This is a genomic window from Nonomuraea turcica (genome assembly GCF_030718205.1).
Classification (GTDB): Bacteria; Actinomycetota; Actinomycetes; order Streptosporangiales; family Streptosporangiaceae; genus Nonomuraea.
Window position 1 is genome coordinate 67,303 of sequence record NZ_JAUZQF010000004.1, and the last position, 22,923, is coordinate 90,225.

Consider the following 22,923-nt stretch of genomic DNA (forward strand, 5'->3'; position numbering starts at 1 on the left):
AGTACTGGTTGTCGGCTGGTTGCACCTTTTGCGGGGCGACTTGCAAGCCGGTGTGGCCATCACTTGCACCTTGAACTAAGGTAAGGCTGACCTAAGGCTTCAGGAAGGGCGGGCCGATGGACGATTTCGCCAGGCCGTTCTGGCTGGGCCTGCCATACTGGCTGGTGGGCGCCATCCTGATCCTCGCCCTGTTCGGCGCGTTCCAGGTCTACTACTGGGTCGGCCGCAAGCTGGGCGACAAGCTCTACGACTCGCGCATCGGCGTCAAGGTGGGCCGCGAGCGGATCGAGAAGGTCGAGCGGGTCGTCGAGAAGTGGGGGGCGCTGGCCGTCTACGGGTGCTTCTGGGTGCCCATGCTGCGGCACACGCTTCCGTGGGTGGCGGGCGCGCTGCGGGTGTCCTATCCCTGGTATGTGGTCGCCAGCGCGCTGGGCTGCCTGACCTGGGCGCCCCTGTGGTGGTTCGGCCTCTGGGGCTGGCTCCAGCTGGCCGTGCGCTCGCCTGTCACGGCGGCGGTCGTCGCCGTGGTGGCCGTCGCGGCCGCGGCCCTGCTCATGGTGCGGCGGCGCAGGAGGCGACGCGCCGCGGACGAGACGCTCCTGGTGTCATAGCTCCTTCCCGTTCTGGTCCTCGATGACGGCGTCCACGGCGTTCCTGCGCACCGTCTCGATGCCGTTCACGCAGGCGACCTTGGTCGGATAGCCCTCCCCCACCGCCAGCGTCTGCCCGTTGTTCGCGACGAGCGCGAAGCGGAAGCCGCCCTGCCCGTCCTCGCTGATCACGAACCTGCCCGCCACGGTCGCCCCCTCCTCCTCGATCTAAGATTCGTTTACCCATGCCTGATGGGGCCTTATGGCGCTACTTCGCAAACGGACCGTTGATCTCCTGCCAACATGTTTGGCATGCGTATTGCGGGATTGATCAGCTGTGCCGTACTCGCGGTGGTTATGGGGGTCTCCTCCCCCGCTACCGCGGCCGACGCGCCGAGCGTGATGGCCTCGTCGGCGTACGTCGTCGACTCGACGGGAACGGTCCACTTCGGCAAGCGGGAGACGCGGCGGGTCCCGGTGGCCAGCCTGGTCAAGGTCATGACGGCGTACGTCGTGCTGCGCGAGGCCCGGCTGAGCGACACGATCACGATCACCGCGACCGACGTGAAGTACGCCGCCCATGGCGGCGCCACCACGGCGGGGCTGAAGAAGGGCGAGACCCTCACGGTCAGGGACCTGCTGTACGGGCTCATGCTGCCCTCAGGAGCGGACGCGGCCAACGCCCTTGCCCGCCGCTACGGCCCGGGCAAGCCGGCCTTCGTCGCCAAGATGAACGACACCGCCCGCGCCCTGGGCCTGACCGGCACCCGCTACACCAATGCCGACGGCATGCCCACACCGGCCAACGGCGGCTACTCGACGGCGATCGACCAGGCCAAGCTGGCCCAGCACGCTCTGGCGAGCAGCACTTTCAGAACCGTGGTCGGCAAGAAGCTGCACATGGTGGGCAAGACCGCGCTGCACCGGGCGCACACGTGGCGCAACTCCAACAAGCTGCTGTCACGGGCGGACGGGGTGCTGGGCGTGAAGACCGGATACACGAACGCGGCCGGATATTGCCTGTTGTTCGCGGGCGAGCGCGCCGGCCGGCAGGTGGTGGGCGTGCTGCTGAACGACGCGAACGAGCGCCGCTTCACCACGGCCGAGCAGCTGCTCGACTATGCCGAGGAGCAGATCATCGAAGGCTAGCCGGGAGGGGGGCGGAGAGGGACGGTGCTAGCCGAAGGTCATGTGGCCCGCGCCGTTGAGGCGCTCCAGACCTTGGGCGGCGCAGCCGAGCAGGCCCGTGTCGGGCGCGATGCCGCCGCGCGTCCGCGCACCCCTGAGCGGCCCCGACGTGACGGCGCCGGTGAGCAGGGTGTCGGCCGGGCGCTGGGTGGCCAGAGAGTCGCCCCGGCCGCGCAGGCTCGAGGTGCCGACGGGGCGGCCGTCCCCGCCGAACCAGGTGATGACCGCGCGGCCGCGGACGCGGCGCGCGCTCGTGCATGAGAACACGCCGTCGGCCTTCAACGCGACCCAGCCGGAGCGCAGACCGGTCGCCGAGCCGTCCGGCGACGTGCAGCCCGTGAGCTGGAGGTGGCCGCCGACCGCGGCGCGCCGGGGCGCGAGCCCGACCCACGGGTCGAAGACCAGCGGCCGGCCGGGCGGCGTGGCGACGGCGCAGATCAGGGCGGCCGGCGAGGTCGCGGCCGGACTTCGCGGACCACCGGCCACGGGCGGACTCAGCGCGTGCGCCACGTCGGCGGTCAGCGGGCCGGCCGCGGCCGCGACTGCGATGATCCAGGTCATTTTCACGGACCCCTCCCTGGGTAAATCTGTCTAGGTAATCGGCCCGTCACATTCTGCAGCATCACACCGTACGGCACACCGGATCCAGGCGGTCGGCCGTCCACCTGAGCGAGTGCGCCAGCCGTACGCGAACGCGGCTCCGGTCCCGATGCGGCCTGCGCGGCGCACCCGGCAGCGCCGCACTCAGCGACTCCCGATATCCCATCGCGGTCTGATGCGCGAGGACGTGCATGGCATCCATCGATCTCCTCCTTAATCAATTAAGACCTTAATTGATTAAGAGCAGCACCACAAGGTCTTCGGTACGGTGGGACGATGGCCAGGGTCACACTCCAGACGATCGCCGACCGGCTCGGCGTGTCCCGGGCCACCGTGTCCTACGCCTTCTCCCGCCCCGACCAGCTCAGCGAAGGGCTACGGCAGCGGATCATGGAGGTGGCCGACGAGCTCGGCTACGCGGGGCCCAATCCGACGGCACGGTCCTTGCGGCTCGGCCGGGCGGGAGCGCTCGGACTGATCTTCAGCGAGACGCTGGCGTACGCGTTCGCCGACCCCTACGCGATCGGGTTCTTCCAAGGGCTGGCCACGGCCGCCGAGGACGCGGGAGTAGGGCTGCTCATCCTGCCGCTGCCGCACGGCGACCGGCGCAGCGAGACCGTACGCGACGCGGTGGTGGACGCCTTCTGCGTCGTGTCGCTGCCGGACGGGCACCCCGCACTGGCCGAGGTGCTGGCCAGGAAGTTGCCGGTGGTGATCGTGGACGAGCCCTACGTGCCCGGACACCCGTTCGTCGGCATCGACGAGCCCGCGGCGGGTGCGGCGGCCGCGCGGCACCTGCTGGAACTGGGTCATCGGCGGATCGGGGTGGCCATGGTGGGGCTCAACGACGACGGCTACACCGGCTGGGCCGACCCGGCGCGGCAGGAAGGCGCGGTGTTCGAGGCCATGCGGGGGCGGCGCGGCGGCTACCAGAGCGCGTGCGAGGAGACCGGTCTGGCGTGGGCCGGGGTGCCGTTCTACGAGGTGGCGCGCAACTCGCGTGAGGCGGGGAGGAAGGCTGGGCACGCGCTGCTCGGCCGCTCTCCGCGACCCACCGCCATCCTGACCAACACCGACGTGCTGGCGCTGGGCGTGCTGGACGCGGCGGCCGACCTGGGGATCGGGGTGCCCGGGGAGCTGTCGGTGGTGGGGTTCTCCGACAGCGCCGCCGAGGAGGCCGGGCTCACCACGATCAGGCAGGCGAAGCAGGAGATCGGCGAGACCGCGGGGCGGCTGCTGTTGTCGGGGGACGCGGCCGAGCCCGAGCGGCTGATCTTCCCCCACGAGCTCGTCGTCCGCTCCTCAACCGCCCCGCCCCCTGAGCGTTAGGCCTCCTGGCGGGTTTGGGGCGCGATCTGCCCCTGTTCCATGACACATCCCATGGGGTACGGTTCAGTCGCTCATGCGAGTGGCGTCGGAATTTCAGGCCCTTTGAGAGGGAATGTGCCATGGCGGAGTTCATCGAGGTCCGCGCGACGATCGAAGGCCGCACGAAAGCGGCCGCGGTGGCGCACGGCATCCTGCGTGCGGGCCTGGCGACGTCCATCGACATCGACGAGGTGCCCCACCCGTCCGCGAACGCCTGGCAGCTCACCCTCATCACGACGGACCAGCACGCGCCGACCCTCGAACAGCACATCAGAGGAAGCGGCGAGAACGGCCCGATCGTCAGCCGGCCGGTGAGCCACGACCTCGACGGCTACCCCGCCTGGCTCACCGACCAGCCTTGAAAGTCCTCCAGTCCTTACGGCTCGCGTAGGTGCGCGGCGTCCCAGCAGTTCGTCCTGCCCGGCTTGCCGCAGCTCTCCAGGTCGTCGAGAGCCTGCACGAGGCCGGCCGTTCTGGGGTTACGCGGGTCGTTGGACTCCTGGTGAGGATCCGTGACGGTGTTGTAGTACTCGGGTTTCGGATCGCCCTCGTACTCGACATAGAGCTCGCCGGCGGTGCGCACGGCGCCGTACGTGGGCGGAGTGGCGTTCCCCACCTTGCGCGAGTCCGCGTCGGGGTCGAAGCCCGGCGTGGCCGGCTCCGGCTTGACGTGCTCGATCAGCGCCGCGTTGCGCCAGTCCCGCACCGGGCGGCCCTGGATGAGGGGCAGCAGGCTGCGTCCGTCGCGGCTGTCACGCAGCGCCGGATCGATGCCGGCCATGTCGAGGAAGGTCGCGAACAGGTCCACGTTCTGGGCGATGGCGCCGGTCACGAGATCGCCCTGCCGTCCCGCGGCCGGGCGCTTGACCAGCAGCGGCACCCGGACGTCGTGGTCATAGGCGGTGGACTTGTTGCGGAGCAGGCGATGCTGGCCCAGGTGGAAACCGTTGTCGCTGGTGAACACCACGTATGTGTTCCGCCGCTCGCGCTCGGTCAACGTCGACAGCACGCGCTCGACCATGTCGTCGATCGACTGCACCATGCGGACTCGGTTGCGGAAGTCGGTGCGCAGCTCCTTGATGAGCTTCGGCTCGATCGGCTCCCGCCGCACCCACGAGGGCTTGTCCGCGGTGTCCTCGTTGAACGCGGGCAGCGTGGTCACATCGATGTCGGCGCAGTCGACGCCGCCGCAGTCCCCGTGGGGGAACTCGCCGGCGGGCCACTTGTTCTTCGGCCGGTCACGCCGCGCGGGCGGGAAACGCGGCTCCTTGTCGCCCGGCTTGACGTCGACCCTGGCGTGTGGCGAGAACGGCGAGACCTGGAGGAAGAACGGCTCGTCGGGCGCGTACCGGCGGGAGCGCTCGATGAACCCGACCGCCCGCTTCCCGAGCTCGTCCACCAGATAGGTGCCGTCGGACGGGTCATGGGGCCTGGCGCCGGGCGTCTGCTCCTTGATGTAGCGGGTGAGCTGGTACCTGTACTCGTTGTAGCCGCCGGCCCCCGCGACATGCCACTCGTCCCACCCGGCCGGCACCTTGTAGCCCTCGCCCGCCGGATACTCGTTGACGTACTTGCCCAGGTAGCCGGTGCGGTAGCCGGCCTGGTGCAACGCGGTGGCATAGGTGCGGCCCTCGTGCGGCGCGAACGCCCGGTAGCCGCCCCTGTCGTAGCCCTCGTTGGTGCGCACGCCGGTGTTGTGCGGGAACTGCCCGGTGAACATCGTGGCCCGCGACGGACAGCAGAGCGAGTCGGCCACGTAGTAACTGCCGAACGTGGTGCCGCCCTTGGCCAGGCCCTTGACGGCGTCCATGTACTGGAGCAGCTCGGCCGACATGTCGTCGACCAGGAAGAAGATGATGTTCGGCCGCTCGGGCTTGGCGACGACGCTCGCGGCGTTCGCCTGGCCGGCGGTGGTCAGAGCCAGAACGACGGCCAACACCATCGCCCAGGCTCGCAGGATTTTCGCGCGCATGGACATGACAGCCCTTTACGGAGGGAGGGAGCTTAGGGCTGCAATGTACGCTAATGTCCGACATCACGAATAATCGACCAATTCATCCCACGATCAGGCAAAGGTCGGCAGGGCTGATCGCGGTGCGGGAGCGCGAACGGTTCAGGTCACGTGGCGCGCATCAACCCGTGGCAGGCGATCGCGGCGGCGGCCACCACGTTCAGTGAGTCCACGCCGGCGGCCATGGCCGTCGCGCTCATCGGGATGCACACCGCCTGATCGGCTTCCTCCAGCCAGTGGGACGACAGCCCATCCCCTTCGGCGCCGAGCAGCAGCGCCACGCGATCCGCCAGGACGACCTCGTCCATCGGAATGGCGGCCTGATCCGGGGTCAGGGCGAGGGTCTGGTAGCCCGCCTCCCGCAACCGGGCGAGCCCGTCGAACCAGTCGTCCATCCGCGCGTACGGGATCGAGAACACCGCTCCCATCGACACCTTCACCGCCCGCCGATAGAGCGGATCCGCGCACCGGGGCGACAGGATGATCGCGTCCACTCCCAGCGCGGCGGCCGATCTGAAGATCGCGCCGACGTTCGAGTGGTCGACCAGGTCCTCCAGCACCAGCAGCCGCCGTGTCCCGCCCTTGAGCAGGGTGTCGACCGAGGGCAGCGGGAGCCGCTCCATGGAGGCGAGGGCGCCGCGGTGGACCTGGAAGCCGGCGATGCCCAACATGATCTCGTCGCTCACCACGTAGACGAGGGCGTCGCCGAGCACATCGGACAGCGCGGGCAGCCAGCGGCCCGTGGTCAGCACGGAGCGGATCGGGTAGCCGGCGCCGATGGCACGCCTGATCACCTTCTCGCCCTCGGCGAGGAAGAGGCCGCGCTCGGCCTCCAGGCTCTTGCGCAGCTCCACGTCCCGCAGACGGGTGTAGTCGGAAAGGCGCGGGTCGTCGGCGTCGGTTACGTACTCCAGCACGCTCCCGATACTGCCAGCCGGTGAGGCACTCAAGCGCCTTCGGCCACCGTCATGCGCCGCCTGACCTGCCACACCATGGCGTAGCAGGTGAGGACCGCGCACAGGCCGATCACCGTGCCCGCGCCGACCTTGGTGATCAGGCCGGGCAGGCCGAACACCGGGTTGGGCTCGTCCACCAGGGGCCAGAGGAGCGCGCCGGCGGCGGCCCCCGCCGCGCCGGCCGCCAGCACGGTCCAGCGCGTGCGCGAGGAGATCCGCAACCGGTCCGGCACGGGCGCCGCCGCCATCCTCGACAGTCCCCGCCACCCCCACCACACCACCACGGCCAGCCCGATCGCCGACGACGTGTACTGCAGGAGGCGGAACAGCCTGATCACCCCGAAAACCGACACGGACAACCACGGACCCCACTCCGCCGGGCCGGTGGAATGGGTGAAGGAGTCCCACACGACGTGAGTGACCGCGCCGAGCACGGCGCCCGCGGCGATGGGGAGCGGCCGTAGCCGGTCCGGGGCCAAGAGCGCGGCCCGGCCGGCCAGCGACGGCGGGAGCAAGGAGATCAGCGGGTCCCTGAAGATCCAGTGGAACAGCGGCACCAGCATCAGCACTGCGGCCAGGTCGATGGTGACGACGCCGAGCCAGGAGTGCCAGTTGGTGTAGTCAGGCAGGAAAGGGAGGAAGATCGGCAGGTCCGGGACCATCGCTCCCATCGCCAACGCCCATGGATCGGCGAATCTGCGTACCCGTGATGACATGATCAACGGCACCACCGCGGCGATGTGACTGGGCGTGAACGGCACAGACTTGCCCTCCCCCGAAGAGTCCTGAAGAGTCCCGAATCATCCCCAACGATCAGCGCTCATTATGTGCGGAACTGGACCATCCCTTTGCCTTCGTCTTCCAAGATAACGATCCGTGATGGGTAAGTAACAGTTCGCTGTCGACGGCCGGATAGCCGGGAGTTCGGGGGTTCATGGTGCCTGATCAGCGGATTCATGAGCATCCGGCCGCGTCAGCCGATTGGCTCCGCGCGGCCCGCACGGCCCGCTGGCTGTCCGTGGCCACGCTCGCCTGGCTGGGTGTCGAAAGCACGCTCGGCCTGGCGGCGGGCTTGGCCGCGCACTCGGTGGCGCTGATCGGATGGGCACTGTCCGCACTGGTGGAGGCGGCGGCCAGTTTGATCGTGCTGTGGCGGTTCACCGGGGCGCGCACGCTGTCGCCGGGCGCGGAGAGCACCGCCAGGAAGGCGATCGCGCTGAGCTTCTGGCTGCTCGCGCCCTACCTGGTCATACACGTGGCCTACGACCTGGGCGAGGGTTACCGGGCCACGCCGAGCGTGCTGGGCATCGTGGTGACGGCGTGCAGCCTGGTCGGGATGCCGGCGCTGGGCATCATCAAGCGGCGGCTGGGCCGCCGGCTGGCCTCCGCGGCCACGTCGGGCGAGGGCATGCAGAATCTGATCTGCGGGGCGATGGCGGCCGGCGTCCTGGCCGGGCTGTGGCTCAACACCCTGGGCTGGTGGTGGGTGGATCCGGCCGTGGCGCTGATGCTGGCGGCGGTCGCGGTACGGGAGGGAAAGCGGGCCTGGCGCGGCCACGTCTGCTCCCACTGAACAACCGTCCGCCACATCCCCCGTATATTGCTGGCAATTCGGTCACAGTTGCGGCCAGCGACGGCCACAGAGCGTAATTGCCGCATCAAAAGGGCTGTTTTGCACCACTGACCGCACCGAGTATCGTTCCCGGAGTATTGCGGAGCATCTCCCGCTAGGGTCTCCGGAAGGTCTCAACACACCTAAGAGGACATCGTGGGGCGACACCGCACAGACGAGCTCGACGGCGGATACGGCGGCGGATACCGAGCCAGCGAACCCCCCTCCCGCAGGCGCCGCAGCAGCCGGGGCCGCGTTCTCGTGCCGTTGGCCGGCGCCGTGGCGCTGGCCGTGCTCCTCGGTGTGGCCGCGTTCGTCATCTTCAACCGCGACCACGACTGCTCGGGCGGCAAGCTCGCGCTGCGCGTCGTCGCCACTCCCGACATCGAGCCGTCGCTCAGCAAGATCGCGAATAACTACAACAAGGCCATGCACTCGATCGACGGCAAGTGCGTGGACGTGACGGTGGCCAAGGAGGCGGCGGCCAGGACGGCCAACGCGCTGGCCGCGGGCAAGGCCACCGCCGACTTCTGGGTGGCGGACTCCAGCCTGCTCTTGGAGAGCATGCGCAGGACCCCGGCGGGCAAGGCGCTGCCCGAGCCCGAGGTCTCGATCGCCACCTCCCCCGTCGTGCTGGCGGCGGCCAAGTCGGCCGCGGCGAAGTTGTCCAGCGCCCTCAAGCCGAGCTGGTCCAGCATGATCGCAGCGGCGAACGTGGCGAACGTGGACGGCCCCGGCAAGCAGGTCCGCGTGCTCGCCCTCGACCCGCAGAAGAACTCCGCGGGCCTGGCCGCGCTGGTGGCCGCGGCGGGCACGGCCAAGGAGGCCGGGCAGGACAAGGCGCTGGTGGGCGCGCTGAAGGAGCTGTCGGGCCAGCTCGCGTCCGACTCGACGGCGCTGCTGGCCAGCCTCACCGTGAAGTCCGGCAGCAAGGTGCCCGTGGGCGTGGCCTCCGAGCAGGCCATCTACGCGCACAACACGAAGAAGCCGGAGGCCCCGGTGGTGGCCCTCTATCCGGAGGAGGGCACGCTCAGCCTCGACTACCCGGTCACGATCCTCACCAAGGATCCGGCCACGCAGAAGGCTGCGGCGGACTTCAAGCAGGAGCTGTCCACGGATCCGGCCAAGAAGATCCTGCGTGACGCCGGTTTCCGCAGCGCGGACGGCAAGGCGGGCGACGTGCTGACGAAGGACAAGGGGTTCACCCCGGAGACCCCGCAGGCGCTGCCCGCTCCCGACGGGGCGACCGTGGCGCGGATGGTGCAGACCTGGTCCAGGCTGAACCTGGGCTCACGCCTGCTCACCCTGCTCGACGTCTCGGGCACGATGGCGCTGCCGGTGCCGGGCACGGGCATGACCCGGATGCAGGCCATCGGCAAGATCGCCACTGAGGGTCTCGGCCTGTTCCCCGCCGACTCCGAGCTGGGCGTGTGGACGTTCTCCACGCATCTGGACGGCCGCGGCAAGGACTGGAAGGAGATCGTCTCCCTCGGACCGCTCACCGAGAGCATCGACGGCACGCTCCGCAAGGACCTGATGGTCAAGCAGCTCAGCACGATCCAGGCCAAGGCGACGGGCGACACGGGGCTGAACGACACGCTCAAGGCCGCGTACACGGAGATGACCGAGACGTACCAGCAGGACAAGATCAACACGCTCTTGATCCTCACGGACGGCGCGGGCAACGACGACCCCGACGGCGGGATCAAGAATCCGGCGATCCTGCAGTTCCTGAAGGACACCTACGACCCTAAGCGCCCGGTCAGCATCATCATCATCGCCTTCGGCCCGGACGCCGCGCCCGGCAAGCAGCGGATGGACGCGCTGGCCAAGGCGACCGGCGGCGAGGCGTACATCGCCAAGAACATCCTGCAGGTCCGCGACTTCTTCCTGCAGGGTATGGAGCGCCGCCTCTGCTCCCCGAACTGCGACGGCTGAGTTCCCCTCTCATGCCCAATGGGCATGAGGGGCGAACCTGGACAAACTAGGCCGCGTCCTCTCCGCGTGGGGCTTGAGTGCCCGTCGTACCTGCGGGGAGGGATCCGTGCCTGGATGGCCGACCGTCGATCGCGCCGGTGATCAGGAGCTCGTGGAGGCTCTGCGGCGCGCGGACGCCGACGCTCCCGCCAAGCTCTTCGACTCCTACGCAGAGCGGCTGTACGACTACGCCTTCTCCCTGGCCGGGGACCGGGACCTGGCGACGGACGCCGTGCACGACGCCCTCGTCACCGCGCAGGGGTGCGTGGAGCGGCTGAGGGAGCCGAGCCGGCTGCGGGCCTGGCTGTACGCGCTGGCCAGATTCCAGGTGCGGGCCAGGATGGCGCACCGGAGCACCCCCACACAAGAGCTTCCCGACCTGGAGGAGCAGGCGGATCCGGAGCTCGCCGACCTGGTTCACGAGACGCTGGGCGAGCTCGGCGAGAGCGAGCGGGAGGTTCTGGAGCTGTCGCTGCGCCACGGCCTGACCCCGTCCGAGGCCGGCGCGGTGCTGGCGCTGACCTCGCGGCAGGCGGCCGCCAAGCTGAGCAAGGCCCGCGACCATCTGGAGATCGCCGCGGCGGCCGTGGTGCTGGCCAGGACGGGCCGGGCGCACTGCCCCGACCTGTCGGCGATGGTCGACTCGTGGGAGGGGCCGCTCACCCCGCTGCTGCGGCGGCGGTTGTCGGGGCACATCGGCGGCTGCGAGGTGTGCACCGAGGGCCGGCATCGGCAGGTCTCGGCCGGGCGGCTCCTGGACATGGTGCCGGTCGCGTTCCCGCCGATCTCCCTGCGCCGCCGGGTGATCGACACGTGTCTCAGTCCTGAGCGCGGTCAGACCCGCACGCTGATCATGGATCGCGGGGACAGCTTCGACCGGGCCGGGTTCCCGGTGCCGGCCGAGCGCCGCTCGCGCCGGCGCAGGCCGCGCAGGCTCGCGCCGGTGGTGCTGGCGGGCGTGTGTGTGCTGGCCGCGACGGGCGCCATGGTCGTGATCAGCGGCGGGAAGGCGTCGAACCCCACCGCGCTGCAGTTCTCCCCCACCCTCCCCGCCGAAGAGAGTCCGACGCCGGAGGCCGTGCCCGAGCAGGATGACCTGACTCCCTCACCGAAGCCGACCCCGACCCCGACCTCGAGCACCGGCCCGTCGGACGGGCCCACGCCGAGCGGGCGGCCGGCCGCCGCGCGGCCGAGCACGAGGCCCGCGGCCGCACCCACGGCCACCCGCCGCAGGCCCGCGCCCGGCGCCAGGCTCGGGGTCTCGTGCCCACGGGGAATCGACGGGGCGGCCAAGATCGGGCTCAGCGCCCGCAACGCCTCGGTGTCCTGGGTGGCGACCGCCTCTCAGGGCCTGGACGTGTTCCCGGCGAGCGGGTCGATCAAGACCGGCGGCTCGGTGATGATCTGGGTAACGGTGATCGACCCGAACGAGGCCGGCACGGGCCGGGTCACGTTCACCTCGAACGGCGGCACCGGGACCTGCTCGCTCTCCTGGGACGGCCGGGAGCCCCGGGCGTCCGACCCGCCGAGCGACGACCCGACGCCCACGCCTGAGCCGACCGAATCACCCACGGGGCTCGAGACGTCCTCAGTGGAGACCATGGCAGGGTAAAGCTCGCGTAACGTCACAGTAGACTCTTATTTAGACGACAATCAGGGATATATCGGACCCTGACTCGAAGATCCTAGGCTACATAGGGCATCCTGGTGTGCTTGGGGCTGCGTCGGGGTCCGGAGACTGCTTGACCGTGTGTTTAACCTCACACAAGAAATCTCTGCCTGCCGGTAAACCGGAGCGCGTCGCCAAGCGTCGGCATTGACGTGCTCAGGCGCGGATTGGTCCCATGAACTGCGATAAACCGCGCTTTTGACCAGTGGAGCAGGAGAGATACAGGAGATGCTCAGGCAGCACCGCAGAGCCCTCGCCTGGTTGGTGGGGCTGGCCTGCATAGCGGGAGCGGTAGTGGCGCTGTTCGACATCGAGACGCCGCTGCGCCCGTTCCTGATCTCGTTGTTCCTTCTGGTGGTTCCAGGGGCGGCCGTAGTGGGACTGTTGCGTGATCGTGACCCACTGGCCGCTCTATCTGTAGGAGCCGCGGCAAGTCTCGTACTGAACGTGCTGCTCGCCGAGGCCATGCTGCTTTTCGGCGCGTGGTCACCGCGGGCCGGTGTGGCGACGGTCGCCGTGCTCGGCGGGTTCATGTACGTGCTCCGCGTCTTGTACCGGGGGAAGAGCATGCAGAGCGAACAGGGGGCCAGGGCAAGGTGAACATCCAGGTAGTTCGGCCGGGAGAGCTCGGGGACTCCGAGCGGGCCCGATGGCGTGAGCTGCAGAAGGCTGACCGGAGTCTGGACAACCCGTTCCTGTCGGTCGAGTTCGCCGTGGCGATGGACCGCTTGCGTGACTACGTGAGGGTGGCGGTCATCTCAGATGGAAGCGGCATCAAGGGATTCTTCCCATACGAGCGGCACAGCTTCGGCATCGGCAAACCGCTCGGCGGCTTCCTCACCACCTGCCACGGTCTGATCTCGACCCCGGACCTGAAGCTGGACGCCAAGGCCCTGCTGCGGGCCTGCAAGCTCAGCGTGTTCGACTTCGACCACCTGGTGGCCGGGCAGCCGACGTTCGCCCCCTACGAGCAGGACGTGCGCCCGGCTCCGGTCATGGACTTCACCTCCGGCTTCGAGGCCTGGGTCGAGCAGGTCAAGGCCAACTCGCCGAAAAACCTCAAGACCGTGCGCTACAAGGAGCGCAAGATGGGTCGCGAGCAGGGCGAGCTGCGCTTCGAGTGGGCCTCGGCCGACCCTGAGGTGATGCGGACGTTACTGGCCTGGAAGTCCGACCAGTATCGGAGAACTGGCCGGGTGGACAGATTCGCCCAGCCGTGGATCGTCGAATTGACCGACATGATGCATGCCGAGAACTCATCGGACTTCGCAGGCGTCCTGACCATGCTTTATGCCGGTGACGTGCCGGTCGCCGGACATTTCGGCCTCCGTACGGCTACCACCCTTGTAGGGTGGTTCCCCGCCTACGACACCGAGTACGCGCGCTATTCGCCCGGCATCGTGCACCATCTCCAGATGGCCGAGGCCGCCGCGAAGAACGGTGTGCACATGGTGGACATGGGCAAGGGCGGCAAGGAGTACAAAGACTGGCTCAAGAGCGGGGTCCTGTACGTCGCCGAAGGCCGCATCTCCCGGCCGTCCGCGACGGCGGCGGTCCACTGGATCGGCCGAACTCCTTTCAACAAAGCCCGAACAATTGTCATGGATCGACCGTCTCTTTATAGAGCGGCTGACCGTGTCCTCAAGGGCTTCGGTCGGGTGCGCACCTCGATGCAGCAGCAGGAGCCATCCAACGCAGTAGTCAAGGAACCGACCGGAGCACGCTGAGCGCTCCACCCAAACCCGCAGCACACCCTCACTCCACAGGACCCTTCAATGCACCGTTCACCGGTTTCGCCATTCCCGCAGCACCCGGGGCTGGCCTGGGCCGGCCCGCAGCACAGGGCCCCGGAAGGATAATCCCTCGCCATGAGTCCCGAGATCACCAAGCACAACGGCAAGGTCCACACCTCGCCCCTTCGGTCGATGCCACCGCCCACGAGCTTCACGCCCGTCACGCCTCACCTGGCCATTTCCCCAACGGTGAGCGTGGTCGTGCCGGCGATGAACGAGGCCGAGAACCTCCCGCACGTCTTCGCCACGATCCCGCAGTGGATCGACGAGATCGTGCTCGTCGACGGCAACTCCGTCGACGACACAGTTGCCGTCGCCAAGCGGCTGCGGCCCAATGTGAAGATCGTCACGCAGACCGGCAAGGGCAAGGGCGACGCCCTGGCCGCCGGGTTCGCCGCGTGCACCAGCGACATCATCGTGATGATCGACGCCGACGGCTCGACCGACGGCCGCGAGATCATCAACTTCGTGGGCGCGCTGGTGACAGGCGCCGACTTCGTCAAGGGATCGCGCTACGCCTCCGGTGGTGGCAGCGACGACCTGACGCTGAACCGGCGCCTGGGCAACAAGGTCCTCACCGGCATCGTCAACGTCATGTACAGCACCAAGTACACCGACCTGTGCTACGGCTACAACGCCTTCTGGGCCCGCCACCTGGACGTGCTCAACCTCGACTGCGACGGCTTCGAGGTGGAGACGCTGATGAACGTGCGGGCCGCCAAGGCCGGGCTGAAGGTGCACGAGGTGCCGAGCCACGAGCGCAACCGCATTCACGGCGAGAGCAACCTGCGCGCCGTACGAGATGGCTTCCGCGTGCTCAAGACCATCCTGAGGGAGTGGCGTCGCCAGCCCGCTCCCGCTCAGCCTGAGCCGACCGCCACTCCCGCCGCTGACCGAGGCGTCGCATAAAGAGGAACGTTGTGAACACGTCTGTTGTCATCTGCGTCTACACCGAGGAGCGGTGGGAGGACATCAGGCAGGCAGTCGAGTCGGTCGAGGGCCAGACACGCCCGGCACACGAGCTGATCCTGGTGGTCGACCACAACCCCGACCTGCACCTCAAGCTCAAGCTTGAATACCCGCAGGCCATCGTGGTGGAGAACACTCACGAGCAGGGGCTGTCCGGCGGCAAGAACACCGGTGTGGCCACGGCCACCGGTGAGTTTGTCGCGTTCCTCGACGACGACGCGGTCGCCGATCCCGGGTGGCTGGAGGCTTTGGAGGAGGGCTTCCAGGAACCGGGCGTGGTGGGCGTGGGCGGCCGTACCGACCCCTTGTGGGCGTCGAAGGTGCGGCCGCGGTGGTTCCCGTACGAGTTCGACTGGACGGTCGGGTGCACCTACCGCGGCATGCCGTCGGTCCGTGCGCCGATCCGCAATGTGATGGGTGGCAACGCGGCGTTCCTGCGGGACGTGGTGGCCGAGGTGGGCGGGTTCCACAGCGGCATCGGGCGCAGCGTGCAGGGACGCAAGTCGCGCCCGCTGGGCTGCGAGGAGACGGAGTTCTGCATCCGGCTGAGCCAGCGCAAGCCGGGCTCGGTCATGTTGTTCGAGCCGCGCGCCATGATCGGGCACAAGGTGTCCCATCAGCGCGAGCGGTTCGCGTACTTCAGGTCGAGGTGCTACGCGGAAGGGCTGTCGAAGGCCCTGGTGACGCAGGAGGTCGGCACTCAGGACGGGCTGGCCAGCGAGCGGGCGCACGCGCTCAAGACGCTGCCGCTGGGCGCGCTGCGCGGGGTCGGCGAGGCCCTGCGCGGCGACCTGGGCGGGCTCGGCCGGGCGGCCGCGATCGTCATCGGGCTGGCCTGGACGACCTGGGGCTACGTGGTGGGTTCCGTACGGCTTAAGGTGGCACGATCATGATCCGAGTTCCGATCCTGATGTACCACTCCGTCACGGACACTCCCAATGACGAGACCCGCCCGCATTCGGTGCGGCCGTCGGACCTGGACGAGCAGCTCGCCTACCTGAAGGAGAGCGGCTTCACCCCGCTCACGCTGGGCGACCTGGTGGCCGCGCTCAACAAGATCGACGGCCACGAGGTGCCGGCGAAGCCCGTCGTGGTGACCTTCGACGACGGCTACGCCGACTTCCACAGCCAGGCGCTGCCGCTGCTCGACAAGCACAGCTTCCCGGCCACGGTCTTCCTGACCAGCGGCTGGGTCTCCGACGCGGGCAAGGACGCCGCGGGCCGGCCGCTGGACGACATGCTGTCCTGGGGCCAGGCCCGCGAGGCCGCGCAGACCGGCATCGAGATCGGCGGCCACAGCCACAGCCACCCCCAGCTCGACCAGCTCCGCATCGACGACATGCGGCAGGAGCTGCGGAGGAACAAAGGCCTGCTGGAGGAGAAGATCGGCGCCCCAGTCGCCACCATGGCCTACCCGTACGGGTACTCCAGCGCCCGTGTGCGGCGAGAAGTGCGCAAGGCCGGATATTTCGCAGCTTGCGCGGTGAGCAACACGATCGCCGCGGACCGGCACGACATGCTCGCCATCCCCCGGCTGACGGTCGGCAAGGGCACGACCATCAACATGTTCAAGCGCGCCGTCGAAGGCAACGCCGTACCTCTCATCTACCTGCGCGAGCGCATCCTCACCAAGGGGTACGCGGTCGTGCGGCGCACGAGGTACGGGCTGCAGCGGGTGCGCGGCAATGTCTAGCGTCTGGGGGAAGATCCTTCGCGACCTGCGCAACCCCCTTTTCCGGCAGGGATACTCCCTCATGGCGAACACCGTCGTCACCGGCGTGCTCGGCATGGGCTACTGGCTCCTGGCCGCGAATCCCGAGCTCTACTCTGAGGAGGAGTTCGGCCGCGGCCAGGCGGTGATCACGGCGATGCGGCTGTTCGCGTCGCTGACGGCGCTCGGGTTCGTGGGAGCGCTCGCCCGTTACCTGCCGGTGGCGGGCCGCCGCACGCCCGAGCTGATCCTCCGCGGGTACGGCCTGGCCGCCGCCACGGGCGGGGTCGCGGCGCTCGGCTTCCTGCTGACGCTGCCGCTGTGGGGTCAGACCTACCAGGTGCTGGGCGGCTTCGGGCCGGGGTTGTTCTTCCTGGCGTCCGTGATGGTGTGGGCCGTGTTCACGCTGCAGGACGTGGTGCTGACCGGGCTGCGCAGGGCGACGTTCGTGCCCATGAACAACTTCATCTTCGGCCTGGTCAAGATGGGGCTGCTCGTGGCGCTGGCGGCCGCGCTGCCCGAAGGCGGGATCTTCGTCTCCTGGGTGATCCCGACGGCGCTCGCGCTGATCCCGGTCAACTGGCTGATCTTCGGCGTGGTCGTGCCCCGGCACGTGCGGGAGTCCGACAGCGAGCAGGCGCCGCCGCGGCTGCGGGAGATCGGCAGGTTCCTGGCCGGGGACTTCCCCGGGACGTTGTCGATCCTGGCGATCGTCTATCTGGTGCCGGTCGTGATCGCCACACAGGTGGGCGAGGCGACGTTCGGGCGCTTCTCGATGGCGCACACGCTCGCCAGCATGATCGAGCTGCTGGCCATGAACATGGCGGTGTCGCTGACCGTCGAGGGCTCTTTCGATCCTGCTCGGCTGGCCGCGAACTGCCGGCGGGCGTTGCGGCGGGCCTTCATGATCGTCACTCCGCTGATCGCGGTGGCGATCCTCGGGGCGCCCCTGATCCTGACGATCTTCGGGCCGAAGTTCGCCGAAGAGGGCACTCTGCTGCTGCGGCTGATGTCGCTCGCCGTGTTGCCTCGGGTGCTGATCGAGGTTTATCTGAGCGCGTTGCGGTCGCAGAGCAAGGCGCGGTCGCTGGCGATCGTGCAGATCGGGCTGGCCGTGCTCGTGCTGGTGTCCACCATCGCCCTGTTCCCGTTCGCGGGGGTGAACGCGGTCGGATACGGGTTGCTCTTCAGCGAGCTGCTCGTAGCGATATTGATCTTCGGGAATCTCCGTAAAATTCTCAAGTTCGATGAAACAGGGAAGGCGACTGTCATCCAGGGGTCGTCCGGGACCGCATGATGGTCAACGTGAGGCAACGGGACGGCGATGGCATGACAACGGGGATCACGGGCTCCTCGGACGTGCGTCAGGACGGAGAGGGGAGCGGAGCTCCCGAGCCAAGAGGAAACGAGGATTCAGACGTGCCTTTCGATCCGGAAGCTACCGGGGTGATCCCGAAGCTGACGTTCGACAAGGAGCCTGCCTCCGCGGAGGTGGATGACGGCGCGGCTGAGGACTCAGCTGCCACGGACGAGTCCGCCGCGGACCAGACCACGACGTTCCGGATTCCCGGGCCGTCCCTCCACATCGGCCGGCCGCCGACGGCGGAGGAAGCGGACCCGGGGGCCGCCGGGACCGTCTCGATGCCCGTCCAACGGCCTGACGGCGACCCTTCGGAGACCGGGACCGGTGCTGCCGAGGTCGGCGCTCCTGAGGGCGGCGCTCCTGAGGTCGGCGCGCTTGAGACGCCAGCGGGGACGAAGGCGGCCGATTCGGACGCCAATGCGCCGACCAACCCGGGCCTGCGCACCCAGCCGCCCAGTGGACCGCAACCTGCCGGCGCCGCCAAGCCCACCAGCGGGCCGCAGCAGGGCGCGACGCAGGGGGCTGCGGGTGCGAAGACGGACGCGTCCAAGGGCGCGTCCAAGGGCGCGTCTACGACCGGTGCGCCCGCCGAGGAGGAGCCCGCCCCCAAGGGGGCGCCGACCGCCAAGGGGACGTCCACCGCCAAGGGAACGCCGACCGCCAAGGGGACGTCCACCCCCAAGGACACGCCGGCCAGCGGGCCGACGCCGCCCAGCGAGACGACACCCGCCGCTAAGGGCACTCCCACCCCGAAGGTCACGCCAACCCGGAAGGGCATGCCGACCGCGAAGGGGACACCCACCGCGAAGGGGACACCTGAGGCCAAGGGCACTGCCGGTGCCAGGGGAGCGTCGGCTGGGGAAGCGTCCGACGGCGAGGCGGGCATTGACGCGCCTCCTGGTGCCGGGACAGTTCCCACGAACGCGCCTCCTGGTGCCGGGACAGTTCCCACGAACGCGCTGCCCGCCGAAGCACCACCCACTGGCGCCCCGTCCGGCGGGACTGCAGTGACCGGAGGCACCGCCGGCGCCGCCACACCCAGCGGAGCTACAGCGACCGGAGGCACGTCCAGCGCAGGCACACCCGCTGAAGCGCCGACCGCGAAGTTGCCCACCGTCGGACCGGCGACCAAAGGACCGGTCAGCGGCGCGTCGCCCACCGGCACGCCTACCCCTGCCGGCCCGTCGGGGAAGCCGACCGCCGGCGGGCCGTCGGGCGAACAGCCGACCGCCGGCGGGCCGTCCGGCGAACCGACCGCTGGCGGACCCGCCGGTGGCGGGCAGGCCGTTGGCCGACCTGCCGGTAGCGGACCAGCCGCTACCGGACCCGCTGGAGCCGGACCCGCTGGAGCCGGACCCGCTGGAGCCGGACCTGCCGGAGCCGGACCTGCCGCGGCCGGAGCTGCCGGAGCCGCACCCGCCGGGGGCGGACCGGCCTCTGGGAGGCCCGGTTCTGGCGGGCTGGGCGCATTGGTGCAGCCCATAGGGCCGCCGCCGCAGGGCCCGGGAGGCCCGGGCGTGTCTCCAGGTGCCTCTCGGGGCGTGCCGCCCCGGCAAGGACGCCCACAGCAAGGCCACCCTCAGCCAGTGGCCCAGCAGGCAGTCGCCCAGCAGTCCGCCCCGCAGCAGGCACTCCCACAGCAAGCCAGGCCGCAGCACCCTCAGCAAGCCTTGCCGCAGCAGGCGGCGGCCCCCAGGCCGCGCCTCGCCGGCGGCCGTGTCGGCGCGCTGATCGCCAGTGCCCCCAAGTGGCTGCCCGTCCTGCTGGTCCTTGAGGGCCTGCTCATGTACATCCTCGCCCTCAAGGTCCCCGCCGGACCCCTGCGCGGCGTGGATCCCAATGACATCGACGGCCTGGGCCTGATCTCGGCGCTCCCGGCCACGGCCTTCATCGCCATTCTCATCATGATCGTGTCGTTCTTTGTCACGGTCGCCCAGAGCACGGACCGCAAGTTCCTGCTCCTGTTCCAGATCGCCGCCATCACGTTCGCCCTACATGGCGCGGGCGCCCTGGTGGCGACCGAGCCGCGCTTCCCCACTGCCTACATCCATGCCGGTTTCGTCGAGTTCATCAGCAGAACCGGCGGGACCGCCATCAGCATCGACGCCCGCATGGGCTGGCCGGGCTTCTTCGCGTTGTTCGCGTTCGTGACGAAGGCCGCCGGCATCACCGACCTGACGCCGATCCTGATGTGGACGCCGCTTCTGTCCAACCTGCTCTACCTGCTCCCGTTCGTGCTGATCCTGCGCCAGGTCGTGGCGACCACGCGCGCGCGGTGGTTCGCGGCGCTGCTGTTCGTGCTGGTGCAGTGGATCGGGCAGGACTACTTCTCGCCGCAGGGTTTCACGTTCGCGCTCTATCTGGCGTTCGTGGCGATCCTGCTGCGCTGGTTCGGGCGGGTGGAGCCGCGGACGAAGCCGATCCCGACCAAGGGCCTGCGCAAGCTGCTGGGCAAGCTGGATGCGATGACGCCGGGCGAGTTGGCCAACACCGGCACATACAGAGCCGACAAGCTGCTCATGCTGATGATGTTGCTGGCGTTGTTCTTCGCGTCGGTGGCCTCGCACCAGATCACGCCGTTCATGATGCTCGGCGTGGTGACCGCGTTCCTGATCTTCAAGCGGACCTCGCTGACGTGGGCGCTGCCGTTCGCCCTCGGACTGGTGGTGCTGGCCTGGATCAGCTACATGACGGTCGGGTTCTGGGCGAGCCAGATCGACGCGATCTTCGGCGGCCTGGGCAACATCCTGCAGAACCTGCGCAGCAACACCGGCGACCGGATCGAGGGCAGCGACCCGGCGCACGCGATGGTGCTGCAGGCCCGCCTCGGCATCCTCGTGGTCATCCTCAGCCTCGCGGCGGCCGGCCTGTTCAGGCGGTTGCGACGCGGGGTGTTCGACCGGTCGGCGCTGATCCTGCTGTGCGTGCCGGTGCTGGCGCTCGGCCTGCAGAGCTACGGCGGCGAGATCGGGCTGCGGATCTACATGTTCGCGCTGCCCGGCGCCTGCCTGCTGGCCGCGTACGCGTTCTTCCCGAACCTGCCGGCTGACAGCGCGGACGTGCGCGAGGAGACCGTGCCGCTGCGCAAGCGGAACGTGCGGTTCAACCCGCAGCTCACGAAGAAGCTCTCGGTCGTGCTCGCGGCCTGCTTCGCGGTGTTGTTCGCGTTCACGTTCCTGCTGGCCAGGTATGGCAACGAGAAGTTCGAGCGGGTCACCGCCGGCGAGGTCGGCGCCATGCACTACGTCTACGAGCACGACAAGCCCAGCGCCAGGGTGATCTATCTGGTGCCGAAGGAGGGCCCCGAGGTCACGCCCACCATGCCGTGGGGCGAGCGGGACGTCGAGATCGTCAGCTTCAACCTGCAGGCCCTCGTGCACAAGGACCCGGCGAAGATCGCGGACGCGGTCAAGAAACTGAAGGACTCGCCACGGAACTCGTACCTCATGGTGAGCCGCGGCCAGGTGAGCTACCTGCAGCTCAACGAGGGTTTCCCGGCGGACTGGGGCGAGAGGTTCCGTGCGGCGCTGGACGCCTCGCCGGACCTGAAGCGGGTCTACTCGAACGCGGACGCGGCGCTCTACACGTGGAAGACGTTCGTGCGCGGCACGGAGATCCCCGAGCCGAACCCGTACGCGGGGCGCGGCGACCCCACCTCACCCTGGACGCCGGTGGGCATCGGCGCGCTGGTTGTGACATGGGTCGCACTGTTCGGCTACGAGGTCATCCGGCTGAACGGCCCGAACCGGGCCAGAAAGGCCCGCAGGCGGCTGCTCTACCTAGCGGTTCCCGCGTTCGTGGTGGCCTTCGCGGTGATCGTCGAGCGGTTCATCTATATCGCACAAAATAACTGAATTCACAGGAAACGCTCAGGATGTGCGGAATGATGTCACTCGATGAGGACACAGAAGACACTTTCCGCAACGTCCGACGCAAGAGCCCCATCCGCGGCGGCCAGGATCGCTTCTGTGGATGCCCTACGCGGCTTCGCGCTCCTGGGCATCCTCGTCGTGAACATCGCCTTCCTGGCCTCCGGCTACCGGATGGCCGGGCTGGCGGAGCCCGCGTTCCACTCGTCGCTGGACTGGGGCGTGCGGTGGTCCGTGACGCTGCTGATGGAGAACAAGTTCTACCTGCTGTTCTCCTTCCTGTTCGGCTACAGCTTCACGCTCCAGCTCGACTCGGCCGCCCAGCACGGCCGCGCGTTCGTCCCGATGTTCCTGCGGCGGCTGGCCGGGCTGTTCCTGCTCGGGCTGGCGCACGCCGTGTTGTTGTTCCCGGGGGACATCCTGACGACGTACGCGGCCGTGGGCGTGGCGCTGCTGGTGCTGCGGCGGATCACGCCCCGGGCGGCGGTCCTGCTGGCCGTCGGCCTGACCGCCCTGCTGGCCCTCGGCTTCGTGCTCCTGGCCCTGATGGCGATGTCGGGCCACGACATGTCGGGGACGGTCGCGAACGGGGCCGCTGACGCCGCCCGATCGGACGCGGCCCTGGGTGGCGGCGTCTGGCAGATCATCTCCGAACATGTCCGCAAGCTGTCGCTGATCATCATGTTCCGCGTGCTCTTCCAGGGGCCCGCGGTGCTTGCCGCGTGCCTGATCGGCCTGGCCGTCGGCAAGCTGGGCGCCCTGCGTGAGCTGTCCGCTCACACGCGGGCGCTGCGCAGGCTCCAGTGGGCGGGCTTCACGGTGGGGCTGGGCGGCGCGTTCTTCTATACCCTGTCGGCCTGGAACGGCACCGTGCACAAGTTCTGGGGCGAGGCGGTGGACCTGGTGACGGCCCCGCTGCTGGCGGCCGCGTACGGGGCCACGTTCCTGCGGCTGTTGCCCTATATGCCGCGGATCGGGCGTGCTCTGGCCGCGCCCGGGCGGTTGGCGTTGTCCAACTACCTGGCGCAGTCGCTGATCTGCTCGCTGATCTTCACGGGGTATGGGCTGGCACTGGTCGACCGGGTCAGCCCGCCGGTGGAGGTGCTGATCGCCCTCGGCATCTTCGGCGCCCAGGTGCTCTATAGCCGGTGGTGGCTCAAGGGCCATCGGTACGGGCCGGTGGAGTGGCTGCTGCGGTACCTCACGTACTGGCGCAGACCCGGCCGTCGCGCGTAAATGAGATGACC

22 protein-coding genes are annotated in these 22,923 nt (G+C 69.1%); 16 read left to right on the top strand and 6 right to left on the bottom strand.

Annotation, left to right across the window (positions count from 1 at the left end; genetic code table 11):
- The first annotated feature begins 116 nt into the window (after positions 1 to 116).
- Entirely contained in the window at positions 117 to 611 is a 495-nt protein-coding gene (locus Q9G87_RS12200; protein ID WP_305916408.1) for a DedA family protein, read from the top strand.
- Here Q9G87_RS12200 and Q9G87_RS12205 read toward each other — a convergent pair.
- The gene (locus tag Q9G87_RS12205; protein WP_305916409.1) at positions 606 to 797 is read right to left on the bottom strand and encodes a YegP family protein; all 192 of its coding nucleotides are present in this window, start codon (positions 795 to 797) and stop codon (positions 606 to 608) included. The two genes, Q9G87_RS12200 and Q9G87_RS12205, sit on opposite strands and share 6 nt — an antisense overlap.
- A gap of 105 nt (positions 798 to 902) precedes the next feature.
- Between Q9G87_RS12205 and Q9G87_RS12210 the strand changes: the two genes are divergently transcribed.
- Positions 903 to 1,739 (top strand): D-alanyl-D-alanine carboxypeptidase family protein, encoded by an 837-nt coding sequence (locus Q9G87_RS12210; RefSeq protein ID WP_305916410.1) that lies wholly within the window; start codon positions 903 to 905, stop codon positions 1,737 to 1,739.
- A 27-nt stretch (positions 1,740 to 1,766) separates the two neighbouring features.
- On the opposite strand, the gene Q9G87_RS12215 is transcribed toward Q9G87_RS12210, so the two are convergent.
- Complete coding sequence (locus Q9G87_RS12215; RefSeq protein ID WP_305916411.1) at positions 1,767 to 2,345, bottom strand: hypothetical protein; 579 nt, start codon at positions 2,343 to 2,345, stop codon at positions 1,767 to 1,769.
- A 55-nt stretch (positions 2,346 to 2,400) separates the two neighbouring features.
- Complete coding sequence (locus Q9G87_RS12220) at positions 2,401 to 2,580, bottom strand: hypothetical protein (protein WP_305916412.1); 180 nt, start codon at positions 2,578 to 2,580, stop codon at positions 2,401 to 2,403.
- 74 nt (positions 2,581 to 2,654) lie between these two features.
- On the opposite strand from Q9G87_RS12220, the gene Q9G87_RS12225 reads away from it, so the two are divergent.
- Positions 2,655 to 3,707: a LacI family DNA-binding transcriptional regulator gene (locus Q9G87_RS12225; protein ID WP_305916413.1), complete on the top strand. Its 1,053-nt coding sequence runs from the start codon at positions 2,655 to 2,657 to the stop codon at positions 3,705 to 3,707.
- A 119-nt stretch (positions 3,708 to 3,826) separates the two neighbouring features.
- A complete protein-coding gene (locus Q9G87_RS12230; RefSeq protein WP_305916414.1) occupies positions 3,827 to 4,108 on the top strand; it encodes a hypothetical protein in 282 nt (93 codons plus the stop codon).
- Positions 4,109 to 4,122: 14 nt separating this feature from the next.
- Here the strand turns inward: Q9G87_RS12230 and Q9G87_RS12235 are convergent, their stop codons facing one another.
- The 3 genes from Q9G87_RS12235 to Q9G87_RS12245 all read right to left on the bottom strand — a co-directional run bounded on the left by Q9G87_RS12235 (position 4,123) and on the right by Q9G87_RS12245 (position 7,474).
- On the bottom strand, positions 4,123 to 5,724 hold the full coding sequence (locus Q9G87_RS12235; protein WP_305916415.1) for a sulfatase family protein: 1,602 nt from the start codon (positions 5,722 to 5,724) through the stop codon (positions 4,123 to 4,125).
- Between the two features lie 140 nt (positions 5,725 to 5,864).
- Positions 5,865 to 6,674: a TrmH family RNA methyltransferase gene (locus Q9G87_RS12240; RefSeq protein WP_305916416.1), complete on the bottom strand. Its 810-nt coding sequence runs from the start codon at positions 6,672 to 6,674 to the stop codon at positions 5,865 to 5,867.
- A gap of 29 nt (positions 6,675 to 6,703) precedes the next feature.
- Positions 6,704 to 7,474, bottom strand: a complete 771-nt coding sequence (locus Q9G87_RS12245; RefSeq protein ID WP_305916417.1) for a DUF4184 family protein — start codon at positions 7,472 to 7,474, stop codon at positions 6,704 to 6,706.
- A gap of 173 nt (positions 7,475 to 7,647) precedes the next feature.
- Here Q9G87_RS12245 and Q9G87_RS12250 point away from each other — a divergent pair, with 173 nt between their 5' ends.
- The 12 genes from Q9G87_RS12250 to Q9G87_RS12305 all read left to right on the top strand — a co-directional run bounded on the left by Q9G87_RS12250 (position 7,648) and on the right by Q9G87_RS12305 (position 22,912).
- Positions 7,648 to 8,286 carry a cation diffusion facilitator family transporter gene (locus tag Q9G87_RS12250; RefSeq protein WP_305916418.1) on the top strand — a complete coding sequence of 213 codons (639 nt, stop codon included), beginning with the start codon at positions 7,648 to 7,650 and terminating at the stop codon, positions 8,284 to 8,286.
- Positions 8,287 to 8,481: 195 nt separating this feature from the next.
- Positions 8,482 to 10,263 carry a substrate-binding domain-containing protein gene (locus Q9G87_RS12255; RefSeq protein WP_305916419.1) on the top strand — a complete coding sequence of 594 codons (1,782 nt, stop codon included), beginning with the start codon at positions 8,482 to 8,484 and terminating at the stop codon, positions 10,261 to 10,263.
- 106 nt (positions 10,264 to 10,369) lie between these two features.
- A complete protein-coding gene (locus Q9G87_RS12260; RefSeq protein WP_305916420.1) occupies positions 10,370 to 11,914 on the top strand; it encodes an RNA polymerase sigma factor in 1,545 nt (514 codons plus the stop codon).
- Between the two features lie 285 nt (positions 11,915 to 12,199).
- Positions 12,200 to 12,571 (top strand): hypothetical protein, encoded by a 372-nt coding sequence (locus Q9G87_RS12265; RefSeq protein WP_305916421.1) that lies wholly within the window; start codon positions 12,200 to 12,202, stop codon positions 12,569 to 12,571.
- The gene (locus Q9G87_RS12270) at positions 12,568 to 13,698 is read left to right on the top strand and encodes a GNAT family N-acetyltransferase (RefSeq protein ID WP_305916422.1); all 1,131 of its coding nucleotides are present in this window, start codon (positions 12,568 to 12,570) and stop codon (positions 13,696 to 13,698) included. Before Q9G87_RS12265 ends, Q9G87_RS12270 begins: the two co-directional genes overlap by 4 nt.
- Before the next feature lie 141 nt (positions 13,699 to 13,839).
- On the top strand, positions 13,840 to 14,673 hold the full coding sequence (locus tag Q9G87_RS12275) for a glycosyltransferase family 2 protein (protein ID WP_305916423.1): 834 nt from the start codon (positions 13,840 to 13,842) through the stop codon (positions 14,671 to 14,673).
- Positions 14,674 to 14,684: 11 nt separating this feature from the next.
- The gene (locus tag Q9G87_RS12280) at positions 14,685 to 15,626 is read left to right on the top strand and encodes a glycosyltransferase family 2 protein (RefSeq protein WP_305916424.1); all 942 of its coding nucleotides are present in this window, start codon (positions 14,685 to 14,687) and stop codon (positions 15,624 to 15,626) included.
- A complete protein-coding gene (locus tag Q9G87_RS12285) occupies positions 15,623 to 16,426 on the top strand; it encodes a polysaccharide deacetylase family protein (protein WP_305916425.1) in 804 nt (267 codons plus the stop codon). The genes Q9G87_RS12280 and Q9G87_RS12285 overlap by 4 nt, the downstream gene beginning before the upstream one ends.
- A complete protein-coding gene (locus Q9G87_RS12290; protein ID WP_305916426.1) occupies positions 16,419 to 17,741 on the top strand; it encodes a lipopolysaccharide biosynthesis protein in 1,323 nt (440 codons plus the stop codon). Before Q9G87_RS12285 ends, Q9G87_RS12290 begins: the two co-directional genes overlap by 8 nt.
- Positions 17,742 to 19,079: 1,338 nt before the next feature.
- Positions 19,080 to 19,292, top strand: coding sequence for a hypothetical protein (locus tag Q9G87_RS12295; RefSeq protein WP_305916427.1), 213 nt, complete (start codon positions 19,080 to 19,082; stop codon positions 19,290 to 19,292).
- Between the two features lie 101 nt (positions 19,293 to 19,393).
- Complete coding sequence (locus Q9G87_RS12300) at positions 19,394 to 21,661, top strand: hypothetical protein (protein ID WP_305916428.1); 2,268 nt, start codon at positions 19,394 to 19,396, stop codon at positions 21,659 to 21,661.
- Positions 21,662 to 21,775: 114 nt separating this feature from the next.
- Positions 21,776 to 22,912, top strand: coding sequence for a DUF418 domain-containing protein (locus Q9G87_RS12305; RefSeq protein ID WP_305916429.1), 1,137 nt, complete (start codon positions 21,776 to 21,778; stop codon positions 22,910 to 22,912).
- Positions 22,913 to 22,923 lie beyond the last annotated feature (11 nt).